Genomic DNA, 18,010 nt, shown 5'->3' with positions numbered 1-18,010 from the left:
CCCTTACAAAAAGTTATAAAACATTCTTATCTATTCTTTCTTGTTATTTCCTTGAGTAGCTAATCTAACACTACGCAATGTAAAGGGATCGTCGTGTCATGTTACTTAAGGAACTCTCGGCCATAGCCAGCCCGCTTAATGATCAGCAAATAGGTCAGCTGCAACAGGCTGCCGCCGAACTGTCGCCACAACAACTGGCGTGGATCAGCGGCTACTTTTGGGGGCTTAGCCAGAATCAACCTGCAGGCCAGCATGTGCCTGCTTCGCAGCCTGTGGCGGCCGTCCGGCCGGCAGGCAAACTTACCATTATTTATGCCTCGCAAACCGGAAATGCCAAAGGGGTTGCAGAAGCGCTGAAACAGGAAGCGGAAGCTGCCGGTGTGGCCGTCGCGCTGTTTTCTGCCGGTGACTATAAAGGCAAGGATCTGGTCAAGGAAACCCACGTCATTATCGTCGCTTCGACGCATGGTGAAGGGGAAGCGCCGGATGATGCCATCGAGCTGCATGAATTCCTGCAATCGAAAAAAGCGCCGAAGTTGCCGAACCTCAAGTATGCGGTGATTGGTCTGGGGGATTCCAGCTACGAGTTCTTCTGCCAGACGGCCAAGGATTTCGATAGCTATCTCAGCCGCTTGGGCGCAGAGCCGATGCTGGTGCGCCTCGACTGTGATGTGGATTACGATGCGCCGGCTGCCGAGTGGCGTAAAGAAGCGCTGACCAAGGTGAAAGAAACGCTGTCGACCGGCGAAGCCGAGGTGGTGCAACTGCCGGTGGGCCAGGCCCAGCAGACGGCGAGCCAGTACAGCAAGCAGAATCCGTATGAAGCCACTTTGCTGGCCAGCCAGAAGATCACTGGCCGTCGTTCCGGTAAAGATGTGCGCCATGTCGAGATTGATTTGGAAGGCTCCGGCCTGACGTATCAGCCGGGTGATGCCCTGGGCGTTTGGTTCGAGAACGATCCGGCGCTGGCTGAGGCCCTGGCGGTCCGCGTGGGCCTGGACGGCTGTGAGTCGGTGGAAGTTGACGGGGAAGCGATGTCCCTGCAGCAGGCGCTGATCAGCAAGTTTGAGATCACCGCGGCGAATCCGCAGCTGGTGACCAAGTTTGCCGAGCTGTCCGCCAGCAAGAAGCTGGAGAAGCTGGTCGCCGATAAAGACAAGCTGCGCCAGTATGCCGGTAATACGCAGGTGATTGATGTACTCGCCGAGAAGAAGACCCAACTGAGCGCCGAGCAACTGATCGGCCTGCTGCGTCGACTGACCCCGCGTTTGTACTCAATTGCGTCGAGCCAGGAAGAAGTTGGCGAAGAAGTGCATTTGACGGTCGGGCTGGTGGAATACCAGCAGGGTGATGAAACCCGCCAGGGTGGTGCGTCGAGCTATCTGGCACAACGGCTGGAAGAAGGCGAGCCGGTGAAGGTTTTTGTCGAGACCAACAACAACTTCAAGCTGCCCGCTGACGATAATACCCCGGTCATCATGGTTGGTCCGGGGACCGGGATCGCACCGTTCCGTGCATTTATTCAGGAACGTGATAACCGCGGTGCTGAAGGGAAGAACTGGCTGTTCTTTGGGGACCGTACCTTTACCGAAGATTTCCTCTATCAGGTTGAGTGGCAGAAGTACCTCAAGTCCGGGGTTGTGAACCAACTGGATGTGGCCTTCAGCCGTGATCAGGTTGAGAAAGTATACGTTCAGCACCGCATTCTTGAGCATGCTGCTCAGGTTTGGCAGTGGCTGCAAGATGGTGCCCATGTGTATGTGTGCGGTGATGCCAACCACATGGCTAAAGATGTCCATGAAGCGCTGCTCACCGTGGCAGAGCAACAGGGGAACTACAGCCGCGAACAGGCCGAGCAGTACTTGAATGAACTGCGCAAGAACAAGCGTTATCAGAAGGACGTGTACTAATGAGCGAGCAGAAATTATCAGATAACGAACGCCTGAAGCGTGAAAGTAACTTTCTGCGCGGGACGATCAGCGAAGACCTGAACGATCGGATCACCGGTGGGTTTACCGCAGATAACTTCCAGCTGATCCGCTTTCACGGCATGTATCAGCAAGATGACCGGGATATCCGCAATGAGCGTGCCAAGCAGAAGCTGGAACCGCTGCATAACGTGATGCTGCGGGCGCGGATGCCGGGCGGGGTGATCAACCCGACTCAGTGGCTGGCCATCGATAAGTTTGCGGCCGAACATAGCCTGTACGGCAGCATTCGTTTGACCACCCGTCAGACATTCCAGTTCCACGGCGTGCTTAAGCCGAATATTAAGCTGATGCACCAGACCCTGAACAGCATCGGGATTGATTCGATTGCGACCGCCGGGGACGTGAACCGGAACGTACTGTGTACCACCAACCCGGTGGAGTCTGAACTGCATCAGGAGGCCTACGAGTGGGCCAAGAAGATCAGTGAGCACTTATTGCCGAAAACCCGGGCGTATGCCGAGATCTGGCTGGACGGCGAAAAGGTGGAAACCACTGACGAAGAGCCAATCCTCGGCAGTACTTACCTGCCGCGTAAGTTCAAGACCACGGTGGTGATCCCGCCGCAAAATGACGTGGATGTCCATGCCAACGACCTGAACTTTGTCGCGATTGCTGACAATGGCAAGCTGGTGGGCTTCAACGTCCTGGTGGGGGGCGGCCTGGCCATGACCCATGGCGATCAGGCGACGTATCCGCGTCGGGCTGATGATTTCGGTTTTATTCCGTTGGAGAAAACCCTGGATGTGGCTGAAGCGGTCGTGACGACCCAGCGTGACTGGGGGAACCGCTCGAACCGGAAGAATGCCAAGACCAAGTACACCCTGGATCGGGTCGGCAGCGATGTCTTCAAAGCGGAAGTTGAGAAGCGCGCCGGGGTGGCGTTTGCCGACAGCCGTCCGTATGAATTTACCGAGCGCGGTGATCGCATCGGTTGGGTCGAAGGCATTGACGGCAAGCACCATCTGACGCTGTTTATTGAGAATGGTCGGATCCTCGACTATCCGGGGAAACCGCTGAAAACCGGGGTCGCCGAAATTGCCAAGGTGCATCAGGGGGATTTCCGGATGACGGCAAACCAGAACCTGATTGTGGCCGGGGTGCCTGCTGGTGAGAAGGAACGGATCGAAAAGATCGCCCGCGATCATGGCTTGATCGACAATGCGGTCAGCGAGCAACGTAAAAACTCGATGGCTTGTGTCTCCTTGCCGACCTGTCCGCTGGCGATGGCGGAAGCCGAGCGCTTCCTGCCTGAGTTCGTCACCGATGTGGAAGGGGTGCTGGCCAAGCACGGCCTAGCAGAGGATGAGAATATCATCCTACGGGTGACCGGCTGTCCGAATGGCTGCGGCCGGGCAATGCTGGCGGAAATCGGTCTGGTGGGTAAGGCGCCGGGGCGCTATAACCTCCACCTGGGCGGGAACCGCAATGGCACCCGGATCCCGAAAATGTACCGGGAAAACATCACGGTTGCTCAGATCATGGCAGAAATCGACACGTTGGTCGGCCGCTGGGCAACCGAGCGGGAAGATGGAGAAGGTTTCGGGGATTTCACCATCCGGGCCGGGATCATCGACCCAGTTATCGTATCGAAGAGGGACTTTTATGCCTAAATTTTCGCTGGCTGAGCTGGTCGGTCAAAACAAGGTGGCGCAGATCCTGCAGCTGGCGGAAGTGAACGCAGCGCTGGAGCAGTTGACGGCCCAGGAGCGGATCCGTTGGGCGCTGGAACATTTGCAGGGAGAATTTGCCCTGGCTTCCAGCTTCGGCATCCAGTCCGCGGTGATGCTGCATATGGTCACGCAGGAAAAGCCGGATATTCCGGTGATCCTGACCGATACCGGTTATCTGTTCCCGGAGACGTACCAGTTCATTGATCACCTGACCGAACGCTTGTCGCTGAACCTGCATGTGTACCGCGCGACACAGAGCGCGGCCTGGCAGGAAGCACGTTATGGTCAGCTCTGGGAGCAGGGGCTGGATGGGATCAAACAGTATAACCGGTTGAATAAAGTCGAGCCGATGCGCCGGGCGCTGGATGAGCTGCGGGTCGGTACCTGGTTCTCCGGACTGCGCCGTGAGCAGTCGGACAGCCGGGCGAGTCTGCCGGTGCTGGCGATTCAGAATGGGGTGTTTAAGTTTCTGCCCCTGATCGACTGGTCGAACAAAGACATTCATCAGTATCTGACCAAGTATGATCTGCCGTATCACCCGTTGTGGGATCAGGGGTATTTGTCGGTGGGCGATACTCACACTACCCGGAAATGGGAGCCGGGAATGTCCGAACAGGAAACGCGTTTCTTCGGTCTCAAGCGTGAGTGTGGTCTGCATGAAGATGATGTCGAGGCCGACGGGTCCGGGATCTGAGCCGAACAACCTCATGCGGTCATGATTGAAACCTTATCTGCCCAAAGCAGATAAGGTTTTCTTTTATGGGGGAAGTGGCTGAATTCAAATCAGATTTGACGTCTCTCTGACAGGTTCAGCCCGCGATCCTTATATCCTCGCCAGTCGGTATCGGATCACCCTGCGGGGTTCCAAATGTTCCCCAAGGCGCCCATGAGTTCGGTGCTGGCACCCTGGTTGCCGACAAATTTGAGGATCACCGGAATAAACTGGCTGACCATGCTCGGATCCATGCCTAGGGTGGTGAAGACTTTGTTGATGGTCTCCATGTTGCTCAACATGCCGCTTAATCCGGTTGGAATGGCGGCACTGAGTTGATCGGCTCCAGGGATCATTTTGCTCAGCTCGCTGGCCTGATCGCCGCTCAGTTGGCTGGAAGCCAGGGACAGCAGGGCACCGGTGCCCCCGGCTGCCTGTTCGGGGCTGACATTCAACTGGCTGGTGATGAGCTCAGTCAAGGGATTACTCGCCACGGCAGATGTTTCTTTACTGCCGCCGAAGAGATCGGACAGGCTGAAGGCGGCGCTGGTGGTTGGTAGCAGAAGGGGGATCAGCAGGGTGACGGGGACGAAGAAGCGTTTGAGCGATGAAGGGGTGTTTACCATGACATTTTCCTGTGCTTGAAACGGTTTAGCTATAAGCGTAGCGGCAATTGCGGCAGGATAGGTCAAGTTTTGGTGAAAATATGGCGGGGTCAGGGATGTGGCGCTGGGGACGACTGAAGTTGCGGAATGAAATCGCCCGTCGAGCAGAGGGCGCGGCATAAAAAAACGGCACCGTCGGCACCGTTTTTTACGAACGCTGAGTTGCAGATAGACTTACAGGATGTCCAGCAGCTCAACTTCGAAGACCAGGGCTGCAAATGGCGGGATCGCTGCACCCGCGCCACGCTCACCGTAGGCCAGGTCTTGTGGGATGTACAGTTTCCACTTCGAGCCAACAGGCATCATTTGCAGGGCTTCAACCCAACCTGCGATCACGCCGGTAACCGGGAATTCAGCTGGCTGGCCGCGGCTGACAGAGCTGTCAAAAACAGTACCGTCAGTCAGCTCACCGTGGTAGTGAACGCGAACTTGTTTGTCTGAAGTTGGGATCTCGCCGTTGCCTTCAACCAGGATTTCGTACTGAAGACCAGACTCAGTCACTGTTACTTCCGGACGGAGTGCGTTATCTTTGAGGAACGCTTCGCCTTCAGCTGCTGCAGCTTTGGCTTGCTCCTGGCGTACGGCTTCCGCACGGGTGTGAAGCTCACGCAGTGCATTGTTGATTTCGTCAACTTCGATTTCTGGCATCTCGCCAGTCAGTGAAGTGGTAATACCTTTGGCAATGGCTGCAACGTTCAGGCCTTCAAGACCACTTTGTGCCAGCTGTTGGCCCATTTGTAGACCGATACCGTAGCTTGCTTTCGTTTCGACTGTATCTAGTTTAACGTCAGACATAATGTCATCTCTTTAGGTAGAGTGAATAAAGCAGGCAGGATAACAGTTTCGACCCCGAGGGGTAAACTTTTGTGACAAGTTGTCGATTGATTGCGTGAGTTGAGAGTGCCGGAGTGTGACTATGGGACAGGCCAGACGCCGTTCAAAGAAAAAGAGTGAATTTACGTTTCCCCGTTTTTCCCTGAGCCAACTAAAAACGCTGAAAACCGGAGCGATAACAGCGCGGGGTGCGGCCGCCGTGTCGCGCGTGAAAAGCAAATGGGACGCGTTGCCGGTATTGCATCGCCGGGCCTTGGCGGTGTTGACCCCGGTGGTCGGCATTTTATTATTGTTGCCGGCCAAAGCACCGCTGCCGGATGACAACGCCGCGACGGTTCGTCGGGAAGTTACGCTGGATATCGGGCAGCCGCAACGCCAGGACTTACCGCCGGTCGGCCAGCGGCCGGAGCCGCCGTCACCCCAACGCACGCAGGTGGCTACCGCTGCAAGCGAGACAGGCTCGGGCACTACTGCCTCAAGAGCCACCGTCTCAAGCGCCTCGGCACCGGTTGAGGCCGCACCGTCTGCGGCTATTGCCTGGCAGACCTATCAGGTCAAACAGGGCGAAACCCTGGCCAATATCTTCAGGGATAAATCGCTGCCGCTGGGCGATCTCTATGCTGTTGCCGCGATTGAAGGTAAAGACAAGCCGCTCAGCCGGATTAAAGCTGGGCAGTTGCTGCGCTACAAGCAAACAGCTCAGGGGGATTTGGATGTGTTGCAAATCGAGAGTCGCTCGGGAGAGCCGGTGATGTTCTTCCGTCGCTCAGACGGTAGCTTTGCCCGCAGCCAATAAGCTTCCTTCCTGCGACTTTAATTGCGGCTCGGTCGCCTTTCCCCGACGTGGTTTTCGGGGCAGGGCGGCCGGTCAGTCGAAGACTGTTCCTTTGCGTAGCCGCATGTCGATATGCGGGATCCCATCTTCCAGATATTCTTCAGAAATCGGCTCAAAGCCGTAGCGGCCATAATAAGGCTGCAAATGCGACTGGGCGCCAATATCCAGGCTGTGATCCGGCCACAGCTGCTCAGCGCGTGCTAATCCTTCTTTCAGCAGGGCATGACCGGCCCCATGGCCCCGTGCGAACTCGGCGGTCAGTACCCGGCCGATGCTTGCGTTCGGGTAGGTGCTGCCCGGTGCCAGTAGTCGTAGGTACGCGGCCAGCTGACCTTGCTGGTAACCGAGTAAATGACGGGTGTGTGGTAGCCGATCTTTATTATCCAGCTCCGGGTAGGGACAGTGTTGCTCGACCACAAACACATCCACCCTGAGTTTGAGGAGTTCATATAGCTGGTGGTTCGACAGTTGTTCAAAGGTCAGGCATTGCCATTGCATCGTTTTCTCCTTGGCTCTGGGCCCTGGGTTGTTCTTTTCTTCGGTGGGACCTGGGTTGAATACGCCGGGCATGATGTTGAAACGGTTACCCTAACAGATCCGGTGCGCCCGGACATTACCCAAGGTTAAGCAAAGCCATCGGAATGATTGGATGCGTCCGGTCGGGGGAAGGGCGGAGCCCTGCCGGTTACGTTTCTTGATCCAGGCGTTGTTTGAGGCGGCTCAGACTACTGGGGTTGATCCCCAAATAAGAGGCGATTTGATAGTCCGTCACTCGCGACATGAGTTCCGGAAAGCTGCTGCTGAACAGGCGATAGCGCTCCTCGGGTGTGTGCATCAGCATAAAGCGTTCTTTTTGCTCTTTGAACAGCAACTGTCTTTCCAGCAAGCGGGTGAACAGGGGCTCGCCTTCATCCCGCCAGGTGCGGAACAGACTCAGCGGCAGGGCCAGCAGGCGGCTGGCCGAGAGGGTTTCCAGCAGGTACGGCGACGGCTGTTCGCTCAGCAGGCTTTCAAACCCGAGCAGGACATCCTGATCCCAGTAAAACTCTTTACTGTATTGTTTGCCTGCCTCGGTCAGATAACAGGCATGGCAAATGCCTTCCAGCAGAAAATAGCCGTGGGTCGGGGATTCTCCCTGGTTGAGCAGGATGTGGCGGGTTGGCAGCTCCATTGGCTCGGCGGCGGCCAGGGCTTGCGCCACGGCAGCCGGAGAGGCGCCCAACTGGCTGAGAAAATGTTGTAGTTCGTCGTTCATCTTGAGGCTCTTGGCGAAATATCCCCCTGCATCATAGCAAAAAAATACCGCAGCCAGGCTGCGGTATGAGAAAGCTTTGCGGTGTGCGATCCGTGTTACCGGAGATCGATCCGGTACACGGCAAAGCCAATTTTGTCGGTCGCTACCTGTGTCATCGGATACTGACGGTTGGCCTCAATAAAGGCCGCCGCTTTGTCACTCGGTGAGGTTTCGAAGCGGATATCCAGCGGCTGCTTGCTCTGTAGCGGCGCAAAGCGCCAGTTGTTGTCTGCTTTTGGGATGACCTGACCTTGGGACTTGCTGATCCGGCTGATGTAATCGGCCAGCACGGTACGGTTTTCATCCGGGGCTGCAAAGGCAATAAAAGCATCACCGGTCCCGGCAAATTTTGCCCCGTAGGCGCGGTAGTTGTTGGTCGCGATCAGGAAGGGCTGTTGCGGATCCACCGGCTTGCCGTTGAAGGTCAGCTCACGGATACGCGAGGCCTGTTCATTGATCAGCTTACAGTCGCCGTCATAGCGCGCGGGTTGCGATACATCAATCTGGTACTGAACTCCGTCAATGACATCAAAGTTATAGGTGCGGAAGCCGTCCCAGTTGATCAGCCCTTGTGGCTGGTCGCTGTGCAGGTTGACTTGGTTGAACTGGGCCGCGGAGCACTCCAGCCACTCTTTCACTTCCTTGCCGGTGACTTTCAGCGCCACCAGGGTGTTCGGGTACAGGTACAGGTCGGCGGCGTTGCGGAATGTCAGCTGACCGGCTTCAACCTCGGTGTAGTTGGCCGGATCGTTGGCCCGGCCACCGGCTTTGAACGGCGCCGCCGCAGACAGGACCGGGATGCCGTCCAGGTCCGGATCGCCCTGGATAAAGCGCTCGACATAATCTTTCTGAGCCAGGTTAACGATTTGGACCGTCGGATCATCCTGCACCAGGGCCAAGTAGCTGTACATCACATCGCTGGCTTTGCCGATCGGCTGATTGACGAAGGTTCGGGTCGCTTTGTGATCGTCAGCAACGGCGGCAACAAGCTTGGCATCGGCATCGACCAGGGATTTTTTCTCATATTTATCGTAGATCGGGCGGGCTTCAGTTTGCGCGTCGGCAACACTCCAGCCGTCAGCGGTTTTCTCCAGCACCAGATCCATGACTCCGAGGTGATCGCCCCAGCGGCCCGGCATGACGGCCGCGACGCCGTTGATGGTGCCTTTGTCGATATCCGTATTCGGCAGGTTGGCAAAGGCTTTGCTCGGGAAGACTGCGTGAGAGTGGCCGAAGGCAATAGCATCAATCCCCTCGACTTGGGTGAGATAGTAGACCGAGTTTTCAGCCATCACTTTATACGGGTCGGCAGAGACGCCGGAGTGCGGGATCGCCACGATGATATCGGCCCCTTCCGCTTTCATTTGCGGGACAAATTTCTCCGCCGCCTGCTTGATATCCAGCGCTTTGACTTTGCCTTCCAGGTTGGTCTTGTCCCAAATCATGATTTGCGGCGGGACGAAGCCGATATAGCCGACTTTGACATCGTGGGTTTGGCCATCGGTATCCTGGAACCGGTGCGTTTTGATCAGGTATGGCGTAAACAGGTTCTCACCGGTTTTCAAATCAATCACATTGGCGTTGACATATGGGAACGCCGCGCCATCAAGCGATTTCTTGAGGAAGTCGAGGCCGTAGTTAAACTCGTGATTCCCCAGGTTGGCAACATCATAATCGAGTTGGTTCATCGCCTTGTAGACCGGGTGGACTTCACCGGCGCTGATCCCCTTGGCGGCCATGTAATCCCCCATCGGGCTGCCCTGAAGCAGATCGCCGTTATCCACCAGAATGCTGTTGGTGACTTCGGCACGGGCCTGTTTGACCAGCGTCGCGGTTCGAACTAGACCGGTTTTCAGCGTCGGTTTATCCTTGTAATAGTCATAATCCATGACATTGGTATGGATATCGGTGGTTTCCAGGATCCGTAGCTTGATCGTTTCGGCGGTCGCCGGGCCGGCCAGGGCCAGTAAGCCGCCCAGAACGGCAACAGACAATGGCTTGACAGGTAATTTCATGAGTTTCTCCGGAACAGTGAGTTGTCAAAGCGTGCTTAACGTACCAAAAGAATGATGATCGTAACGTGAAAGGGGAAGCATATTGTGTCCGGGGTCTCATATTTAAAGGAAACCAGCGCCATTGACTGGTTAAGCAGGCAATATTTTTCAAGCGGCGGTGTTCGGTACATCAGATGAAAATGGCATAACATAAGTCCAAACGGCCTATCATCAAGGAGGGAACTGGTGTTAAATGGATCAAATCAGGCGCAGAACCCACCTGAACGCCCCATCTTTGTACACGCAGCCTCCTTTCGCTCCAACGTTGACCAATCTCAAACTTTTTGGAATAAAAAATGAAATTTTAGAATTTCAGGTAATATCTTGCCCCGTCTATAGTGCTGAGAGTTATCAGTACAGAGGGCGCAGGACATGGATTACTTGCCAATATTTGCAGACTTGAAGCGACGGCCGTGCCTGGTGGTCGGCGGCGGTGAAGTTGCATGGCGCAAAACCCGCTTATTATTAAAGGCTGGTGCAGATGTCCGGGTGATCGCCCCTGCACTGAATCCGGATTTTCAACAGGCCGTTCAACAGGGGCAAGTGACGCACCTGGCTGACACCTTTGAGCCGTCGCATCTGGATGGCATCTTCCTGGCGATTGCTGCCACTGATCGGAAAGCGGTCAATGCACTGGTGTACCAGTCGGCCAACCAGCGCCAGGTGATGGTGAATGTGGTGGATGATACCCAGCGCTGCAGCTTCATCGTCCCTTCTATCGTTGATCGCTCGCCGATCATCGTCGCGATTTCTTCTTCCGGCAAAGCGCCGGTCCTCGCCCGTTTGCTGCGGGAGAAACTCGAAGCGCTATTGCCGGCACACCTGGGTCAGATGGCGACCATCGCCGGGCGTTTTCGCAAGCGTCTGTCTGAAACCGTGACGACCCTGACGGGGCGCCGCATGTTCTGGGAGCAGGCCTTCGGTGGGCGTTTTGCCGAACTGGTCGCAGCCGGTCAGGCGCAGGCAGCTGAGCAAGAGCTGGAAGCGCTGTCGCAGCAGGTTTCGCCGCAAGGCCAGGTAGCCCTGATTGGCGCCGGCCCGGGCGATCCGGGGTTGCTTACCCTGCGGGCGTTACAGCTGATGCAGCAGGCAGACGTGGTGCTTTATGATTACCTGGTCTCCGATGAAGTGATGGAGCTGGTGCGCCGGGATGCGGAGCTGGTCTGTGTCGGTAAGAAAGCCGGTTTCCACAGTGTGCCGCAGGAAGAAACCAATCAACTGATCGTCAAGTATGCCGAGCAGGGCAAGCGGGTGGTACGCCTGAAAGGCGGCGATCCGTTTGTCTTTGGCCGCGGCGGCGAAGAGCTGGAAGTGCTGTTCGATGCCGGGATCCCGTTTCAGGTGGTTCCGGGGATCACGGCGGCCGCCGGGGCAACGGCGTATGCCGGGATCCCGCTGACCCATCGCGACTATGCCCAAACGGCGATGTTTATTACCGGTCACTTGAAGCCGGGGAGCGATCAGCTGGACTGGTCCACGCTGGCCCGCGGCAAGCAGACCCTGGTGATCTACATGGGGCTGATGAAATCGAGCCATATTCAGCAGCAATTGTTGACCCATGGCCGCGCCGCAGAGACGCCGATTGCTATTATCGAGCGCGGCACCCAGGCAACTCAGAAAGTTTTGAAAGGTCAGCTCAGTGAGCTGGCCACACTGGCAGAGCAGGCAGCTTCCCCATCCCTGATTGTGGTGGGTGAAGTGGTGACCTTATCAGAAAAATTACATTGGTTCGGCAAGCAGGAACAGCCTCAGCAGCCTGCTGTGGTCAAGCTGGCATAGAATGGAGAGAGTGATGGACCCTAAACGATTGACCCATCTCAAGCAGCTGGAAGCGGAGAGCATTCATATCATCCGCGAAGTGGCTGCTGAGTTCGACAACCCTGTGATGATGTATTCCATCGGTAAAGATTCATCCGTGATGCTGCACCTGGCGCGCAAAGCGTTCTATCCGGGAAAAATTCCGTTCCCGCTGCTGCATGTGGATACCGACTGGAAATTCCGCGAGATGATCGAATTCCGGGATCGCACGGCAGAAAAATACGGCTTTGAATTGCTGGTCCATAAAAACCCGGAAGGCATGGCCATGGGGATCAGCCCGTTCAAACATGGCTCTTCCAAGCATACCGACATCATGAAAACTCAGGGCCTGAAGCAGGCGCTGAACAAGTATGGCTTTGACGCCGCATTCGGTGGGGCCCGCCGGGATGAAGAAAAATCCCGCGCCAAAGAGCGGGTGTATTCGTTCCGCGATAAAAACCACACCTGGGATCCGAAGAACCAGCGTCCGGAGCTGTGGAAAACCTATAACGGCCAAATTAATAAAGGCGAAAGCATTCGCGTGTTCCCGCTGTCGAACTGGACCGAGCTGGATATCTGGCAATACATCTATCTGGAAGGGATTGAAATTGTGCCGCTGTACCTTTCTGCAGTGCGGCCGGTGGTTGAGCGTGACGGCATGCTGATCATGGTCGATGACGATCGGATGGAGTTGCAGCCGGGTGAGACAATTGAGCAAAAGAGTGTGCGTTTCCGCACCCTGGGTTGCTATCCGCTGACCGGCGCCATTGAATCCGAAGCCGATACGTTGCCGGGAATTATTGAAGAGATGCTGGTGGCGACTTCCAGTGAACGCCAGGGGCGGGCGATTGACCACGATCAGTCCGGCTCGATGGAATTGAAAAAACGCCAGGGTTACTTCTAAGGAGAGCACAATGAACAGCGTAATTGAACAACAAGTGGCTGAGCTGGGCATTGAAGCCTATCTTGATCAGCACCAGAACAAATCCCTGCTGCGTTTTTTAACCTGTGGCTCGGTAGATGACGGGAAGAGTACCCTGATTGGCCGTCTGCTGCACGATTCCCAGCAAATCTACGAAGATCAGCTGGCCGCGATCCATGCTGACAGCCAGAAAGTCGGCACCACCGGCGACAGGCCGGATCTCGCTTTGCTGGTGGATGGCCTCCAGGCCGAGCGTGAGCAAGGGATCACTATTGATGTGGCGTATCGTTATTTCTCGACCAAGCAGCGCAAATTCATCATTGCTGACACGCCGGGACATGAGCAGTACACCCGGAATATGGCCACCGGTGCGTCCACCTGTGATGTGGCGGTGATCCTGATTGATGCCCGCAAAGGGGTGTTGGATCAGACGCGTCGTCACTCCTATATCGCCAGCTTGCTGGGGATCCGTCATTTTGTGGTCGCGATCAACAAGATGGATTTGGTCGGTTTTGAGCAGGACCGCTTTGAGGCAATCCGGGATGAATACTTGGCGTTTGCCGAGAAACTCAACAGCGATCTGGATATCAAGCTGGTGCCGCTGTCTGCCCTCGAAGGCGACAACGTGGTGGATGCCAGTGAGCAGACGCCGTGGTATGACGGTGAGCCATTGCTGACGATTCTGGAGCAGATTGAAATTGGCCAGGAAAAAGAAGCCGGTGAGCTGCGCTTCCCGGTGCAGTATGTGAACCGTCCGAATCTGGATTTTCGCGGCTTTGCCGGGACGCTGGCCTCTGGTGTAGTGAAAGTCGGGGATGCCGTGAAAGCGTTGCCGTCCGGTAAAACGTCCACGGTTGCCCGCATTGTTACTTTCGACGGTGACTTGCTGGAAGCCCATCCGGGCCAGGCGATCACCCTGACGTTAACGGATGAGATTGATATCAGCCGTGGCGATACGTTGGTGGCTGCGGATGCCGACGTGCCATTGAGCAACCGTCTGCTGGCCGATATGGTCTGGATGGCAGAAGCGCCGCTGGAAGTGGGGCGTCAGTACGACATTAAAGTGGCCGGGAAGAAAACGGTCGGGACGGTAGAAGCGATCCGCCACCAAGTTGACATCAATAACCTGGAGACCTTCCAGACCGAGAGTCTGCCACTGAACGGCATTGGCTTGTGTGAAGTCGCACTGACCGAAGCGATCGCCGTCGACGCCTATCAGGCGTGCGCAGATACCGGCGGCTTTATCGTGATCGACCGACTGACCAATGTCACCGTAGGAGCCGGGATGGTGCGTGAAGCACTGGCCGAATCAAGCCAGGTGCAGAGCACGTCGTTCAGTGCTTTTGAACTGGAATTGAATGCCCTGATCCGCAAACACTTCCCGCACTGGGAAGCGAAAGACATCCGTCACTTACTGGGATAAATAGCATGACTTGGGAACAAGGAACGGTTCTGGCCATGTTGATGGTGATTGTGACCTGCTTACTGACCACGCGGATCAAGCCGGCTTACTTGTTTGCCGGGGCGGCGTTTGTCGGTTTTCAGACCGGGATGATTGACTTGCCGACCCTGGCGGGCAATTTTACCAACTCATCACTGTTAACGCTGGTCCTGCTGATCCTTGTTTCCATTGCCCTGGAGAAAACACGCCTGATCAGCTGGGTCGGGCGTCAGATCTCCCAGGGCGGCCAATCCTCGGTGGTGGCGAAACTGGGACTGTCGACCGCCTTTCTTTCATCATTTACCAATAACACTGCGGTGGTGGTGTCGCTGATTGGGGCAGTGAAGCGCAATCAGCGCCATGCCCCGTCACGTTTGCTGATCCCGTTATCGTATACCGCGATACTCGGCGGTACGTTGACCTTAATTGGGACCTCCACCAATCTGATCATCAACAGCTTTGTGGAAGATGCCGGGTTGCCCGGATTGGGGTTCTTTGCGCCTACCGCAATTGGGCTGGCCGTATTGGTGGTCGGCTTGGCGGTGTTGATCCCGCTCAGTTACCTACTACCGGTCTATGATGATCAGAGCCAAGATGATCTGCCGTATTTCCTGGAAGCCAAAATTGAAGGGGGGTCACCGCTGGCCGGAAAAACCGTGGCGGAAAATGGGTTGCGTGCCCTGCGCCGTTTGTTTCTGGCTGAAGTGATCCGGGATGGAAAAACCATTGCCCCGGTCTGCCCGGATACCCGGTTGATGGCCGGCGACAGCCTGCTATTTTGCGGAGATGTAGAAAGTGTCACCACGTTGCAGGAAATTAATGGCCTGCACCTGTTTGGCCAGCACCACCTGAATGGTCAGTCAATGATGGAAGTGGTTGTTAGTCATTCGGCCGGCATTCGGGGCAAAACCCTGAAAAGTGTGCGCTTCCGTGAGCGGTTTGATGCGGTGGTGGTGGCGATTCGTCGGGGGCATGAGCGTCTGGGTGGCGGCTTGGGCAATATCGAGTTACACGCAGGCGATACGCTGGTGGTGGTACCGGGGAAAACATTCCACGAGAAGAAACAACAGCTCAACCGCGAGTTTGTGCTGGTGAACGGGCTGGATTCGAGCGCCCGCCTGGACAGCGCGAAAAGCCTGAGCGTGCTGGTTGGCTTCTTGGCCGTGATTGCCGCGGCCTTGTTGCATGTGTTACCGATCATCAATGGTCTGGCTGCTTATCTGCTGCTGCTGGTTGCCACCGGGATCATCTCGTTTGCCGAAATCCGGCGACGTTTCCCGGTGGATATTGTGGTGATCGTCGGTTCAGCTTTATCTGTCGCCCAACTGATGATGTCCAGTGGATTATCCGAACGGATGGGCAGCCTCCTGATGAGTTCGTTCAATGGCTGGGGGCTATACGGCGCCTTGATCGCGGTGTACTTGCTGACCTTAGTCCTGACCGAGCTGGTCACCAATAACGCTGCTGCCGCACTGTCGTTTCCGGTCGCCTACAGCCTGGCGGTCAGTTCTGGGGCCGATCCCATGCCGTTCATCATGGCCATTTTGTTCGGCGCCAGTGCCAGCTTTATTTCTCCTTACGGATATCAGACCAATTTGCTGGTCTATAGCGTCGGGAACTATCAACTGAAAGATTATGTGCGAGTGGGGCTGCCGGTTTCTGTGGTGTATTCCGTGGTGGTGTTGGCGTTAATCCCGCAACTCTTTCCTTTTTAATGCTATGTATTGGCATCGTTTAAACGGAGTTTATTATGACAGCCGTCATTGAGCCGCATGAGAATGAAAACGTGGTTTGGCATCGCCATCAGGTGACGAAAGCCAGCCGGGCGCAACAAAAATCTCAGCAACCTGCGGTATTGTGGTTTACCGGACTCAGCGGAGCCGGGAAATCAACCATTGCGGGCGCCTTGGAAGAGCGTCTGGCTGAGTTGGGTTATCATACTTATTTGTTGGATGGTGACAATGTTCGCCATGGTTTGTGTCGTGATTTAGGTTTTTCGTCGGAAGATCGTCGGGAAAATATTCGCCGCATTGGTGAAGTCGCTAAGCTGATGGCTGATGCCGGACTGATTGTCCTGACGGCTTTTATCTCACCTCATCGCCAGGAACGCCAACTGGTACGGGATATGTTACCGGCTGGTGAGTTTCTTGAAGTTTTTGTCGATACCCCACTGGCGGAATGTGAGAAGCGTGATCCCAAAGGCTTGTATAAGAAAGCGCGAGCGGGTGAAATTAAACAGTTCACAGGGATCGACTCTGAGTATCAGGCACCTGATTACCCAGAGATCCACTTACCGGCTGGTGATGCGTCTATCGCCGAGCTGGTTGACCTGTGTCTGGAGTCGTTAAAAGAACGTCAGATTATCCGCCAATAAAAGGAGTCATCGCGGGTGAGTACGCTACTCGAATCGATTTATCACATCGCCAAAGAAGCCGGCGCTGCCATCATGGAGCACTATCATACCAACGTTGAAGTTTCAGAGAAGGCTGATAGCAGTCCGGTCACGGCGGCGGATCTTGCCGCGAATGCCATTATTGTTCAGCAACTGACAGCATTAACTCCGGAGATTCCGGTGTTATCTGAGGAATCAGCTCATACCCAGTGGCCGGAGCGCCAGCATTGGCAGCGTTTTTGGCTGGTGGATCCGCTCGACGGGACCAAAGAATTCCTGCGTAAGAACGGTGAGTTTACGGTCAACATTGCTCTCATTGAGCAAGGGAAGCCTTTATTGGCTGTTGTTCATGCTCCGGCGTTGGATAAATCCTGGCTCGGGGATGGGCATAAAGCCTGGTTGGAGACCAAAGCTGGACGTGAACAGATCAAGGTTCGGCCGGCGACTGTGCCGACCGTGGTGGGAAGCCGTTCTCATCCGAGTCCTGATATGGCAGCGTTTCTGGAACAACTGGGAGAGCACAAGATGACAGAAGTGGGCTCTTCATTGAAATTTTGTCTGGTCGCTGAAGGTCGGGCGCAATACTACCCGCGTTTAGGACCAACTATGATGTGGGATACTGCAGCGGGTCAATGTGTTGCAGAAAGTGCGGGTGCGACTGTGAAACAGTTGGATGGAGAACCGCTGAACTACCATCGAGAAACATTATTGAATCCTCATTTTATAGTGATGCTCTGAGCTTCGTCTTAATCGCCAGAATAACGGGCAGCGTCAGCTGCCCGTTTTTATGAAGTTTAAAAATAAGATCTGTTTTTGTATTTTTCGGCTACTTTTAATCTACTGTCTATTGGTTTAGTTGCTGTCTGTGACGAAATACGGTGCCTTTAGTATCAATTTTGACAGTTATGGACGTAAATCTCATCAGTTGGCATAAAATATCAAAAAACTAGTTGTCATCTCCCTGGTGCTCTCTATAATGCCGCCTCACTGACAGGGCAGGCGCGTAGTGAGTAAGTTATTTGCAAACTGTGTATAACTTGTTGGTGAGCCTTCTGGATAAGAAAATTAATTGGAAATGGTGCTTGACACGGTTTTCAAAGTGTCTAAGATGGCCATCCTCTTCTGAGTTGAGTTTTAAGGCTGTAAAAAGCCATCTCTTCTCTGGTGAGGTAAGTTGAGTGCTGGTTTGGGTTCCTAAGGAATTTAAAAAAAGTGCTTGACCCTGAAAGAGGCTTGTGTAGAATACGCAGCCCTGACCGGAAAGAAATCCGAGTCAATGTTCTTTAACAATTTGACCATGCAATCTGTGTGGGCACTCGTGAAATGATAGTCAAAAGATTTATCAGTGAACTGAGTGACCAAATCGATAGTTCTTTTTAATAAGAGCATCGGCACAGTCAATT

At 55.0% G+C, this 18,010-nt stretch carries 15 protein-coding genes; 10 read left to right on the top strand and 5 right to left on the bottom strand.

Annotation, left to right across the window (positions count from 1 at the left end; genetic code table 11):
• Window positions 1-98: 98 nt before the first annotated feature.
• The 3 genes from VV869_RS23445 to VV869_RS23435 are packed head-to-tail and all read left to right on the top strand — an operon-like array spanning window position 99 to window position 4,355.
• Complete coding sequence (locus VV869_RS23445) at window positions 99-1,910, top strand: assimilatory sulfite reductase (NADPH) flavoprotein subunit (protein ID WP_337737365.1); 1,812 nt, start codon at window positions 99-101, stop codon at window positions 1,908-1,910.
• Window positions 1,910-3,601: an assimilatory sulfite reductase (NADPH) hemoprotein subunit gene (gene cysI / locus VV869_RS23440; RefSeq protein WP_337737364.1), complete on the top strand. Its 1,692-nt coding sequence runs from the start codon at window positions 1,910-1,912 to the stop codon at window positions 3,599-3,601. Before VV869_RS23445 ends, cysI begins: the two co-directional genes overlap by 1 nt.
• A complete protein-coding gene (locus VV869_RS23435; RefSeq protein WP_337737363.1) occupies window positions 3,594-4,355 on the top strand; it encodes a phosphoadenylyl-sulfate reductase in 762 nt (253 codons plus the stop codon). Before cysI ends, VV869_RS23435 begins: the two co-directional genes overlap by 8 nt.
• A 155-nt stretch (window positions 4,356-4,510) precedes the next feature.
• On the opposite strand, the gene VV869_RS23430 is transcribed toward VV869_RS23435, so the two are convergent.
• Together VV869_RS23430 and VV869_RS23425 are read right to left on the bottom strand one after the other, a co-directional pair.
• Window positions 4,511-4,999 carry a DUF2780 domain-containing protein gene (locus tag VV869_RS23430; RefSeq protein ID WP_337737362.1) on the bottom strand — a complete coding sequence of 163 codons (489 nt, stop codon included), beginning with the start codon at window positions 4,997-4,999 and terminating at the stop codon, window positions 4,511-4,513.
• A gap of 213 nt (window positions 5,000-5,212) precedes the next feature.
• Entirely contained in the window at window positions 5,213-5,833 is a 621-nt protein-coding gene (locus tag VV869_RS23425; protein ID WP_337737361.1) for an FKBP-type peptidyl-prolyl cis-trans isomerase, read from the bottom strand.
• 121 nt (window positions 5,834-5,954) lie between these two features.
• Between VV869_RS23425 and VV869_RS23420 the strand changes: the two genes are divergently transcribed.
• Entirely contained in the window at window positions 5,955-6,668 is a 714-nt protein-coding gene (locus VV869_RS23420; RefSeq protein WP_337737360.1) for a LysM-like peptidoglycan-binding domain-containing protein, read from the top strand.
• A 72-nt stretch (window positions 6,669-6,740) separates the two neighbouring features.
• On the opposite strand, the gene VV869_RS23415 is transcribed toward VV869_RS23420, so the two are convergent.
• The 3 genes from VV869_RS23415 to VV869_RS23405 all read right to left on the bottom strand — a co-directional run bounded on the left by VV869_RS23415 (window position 6,741) and on the right by VV869_RS23405 (window position 10,016).
• The gene (locus tag VV869_RS23415) at window positions 6,741-7,205 is read right to left on the bottom strand and encodes a GNAT family N-acetyltransferase (protein ID WP_337737359.1); all 465 of its coding nucleotides are present in this window, start codon (window positions 7,203-7,205) and stop codon (window positions 6,741-6,743) included.
• Window positions 7,206-7,392: 187 nt separating this feature from the next.
• On the bottom strand, window positions 7,393-7,962 hold the full coding sequence (locus tag VV869_RS23410; RefSeq protein ID WP_337737358.1) for a Crp/Fnr family transcriptional regulator: 570 nt from the start codon (window positions 7,960-7,962) through the stop codon (window positions 7,393-7,395).
• Between the two features lie 95 nt (window positions 7,963-8,057).
• Window positions 8,058-10,016: a bifunctional 2',3'-cyclic-nucleotide 2'-phosphodiesterase/3'-nucleotidase gene (locus tag VV869_RS23405; RefSeq protein WP_337737357.1), complete on the bottom strand. Its 1,959-nt coding sequence runs from the start codon at window positions 10,014-10,016 to the stop codon at window positions 8,058-8,060.
• Window positions 10,017-10,427: 411 nt separating this feature from the next.
• Here VV869_RS23405 and cysG point away from each other — a divergent pair, with 411 nt between their 5' ends.
• From cysG to cysQ, 6 genes are read left to right on the top strand one after another with little or no spacing between them, the layout of a single operon-like run.
• Window positions 10,428-11,834, top strand: coding sequence for a siroheme synthase CysG (cysG, locus tag VV869_RS23400; protein WP_337737356.1), 1,407 nt, complete (start codon window positions 10,428-10,430; stop codon window positions 11,832-11,834).
• 13 nt (window positions 11,835-11,847) lie between these two features.
• Window positions 11,848-12,756: a sulfate adenylyltransferase subunit CysD gene (gene cysD, locus VV869_RS23395; RefSeq protein ID WP_337737355.1), complete on the top strand. Its 909-nt coding sequence runs from the start codon at window positions 11,848-11,850 to the stop codon at window positions 12,754-12,756.
• 10 nt (window positions 12,757-12,766) lie between these two features.
• On the top strand, window positions 12,767-14,197 hold the full coding sequence (cysN, locus tag VV869_RS23390) for a sulfate adenylyltransferase subunit CysN (protein WP_337737354.1): 1,431 nt from the start codon (window positions 12,767-12,769) through the stop codon (window positions 14,195-14,197).
• A gap of 5 nt (window positions 14,198-14,202) precedes the next feature.
• The gene (locus VV869_RS23385; RefSeq protein ID WP_337737353.1) at window positions 14,203-15,930 is read left to right on the top strand and encodes an SLC13 family permease; all 1,728 of its coding nucleotides are present in this window, start codon (window positions 14,203-14,205) and stop codon (window positions 15,928-15,930) included.
• A gap of 35 nt (window positions 15,931-15,965) precedes the next feature.
• Window positions 15,966-16,589 carry an adenylyl-sulfate kinase gene (gene cysC / locus VV869_RS23380; protein WP_337737352.1) on the top strand — a complete coding sequence of 208 codons (624 nt, stop codon included), beginning with the start codon at window positions 15,966-15,968 and terminating at the stop codon, window positions 16,587-16,589.
• 15 nt (window positions 16,590-16,604) lie between these two features.
• The gene (gene cysQ / locus VV869_RS23375) at window positions 16,605-17,345 is read left to right on the top strand and encodes a 3'(2'),5'-bisphosphate nucleotidase CysQ (RefSeq protein WP_337737351.1); all 741 of its coding nucleotides are present in this window, start codon (window positions 16,605-16,607) and stop codon (window positions 17,343-17,345) included.
• The last annotated feature ends 665 nt before the right edge of the window (window positions 17,346-18,010 follow it).

Origin of the sequence: Photobacterium sp. MCCC 1A19761, assembly GCF_037389125.1 — a bacterium.
Lineage (GTDB): Bacteria > Pseudomonadota > Gammaproteobacteria > Enterobacterales > Vibrionaceae > Photobacterium.
The sequence above is the reverse complement of the archived record's forward strand: the minus strand, read 5'-3'. Positions and strand labels throughout refer to the sequence as shown.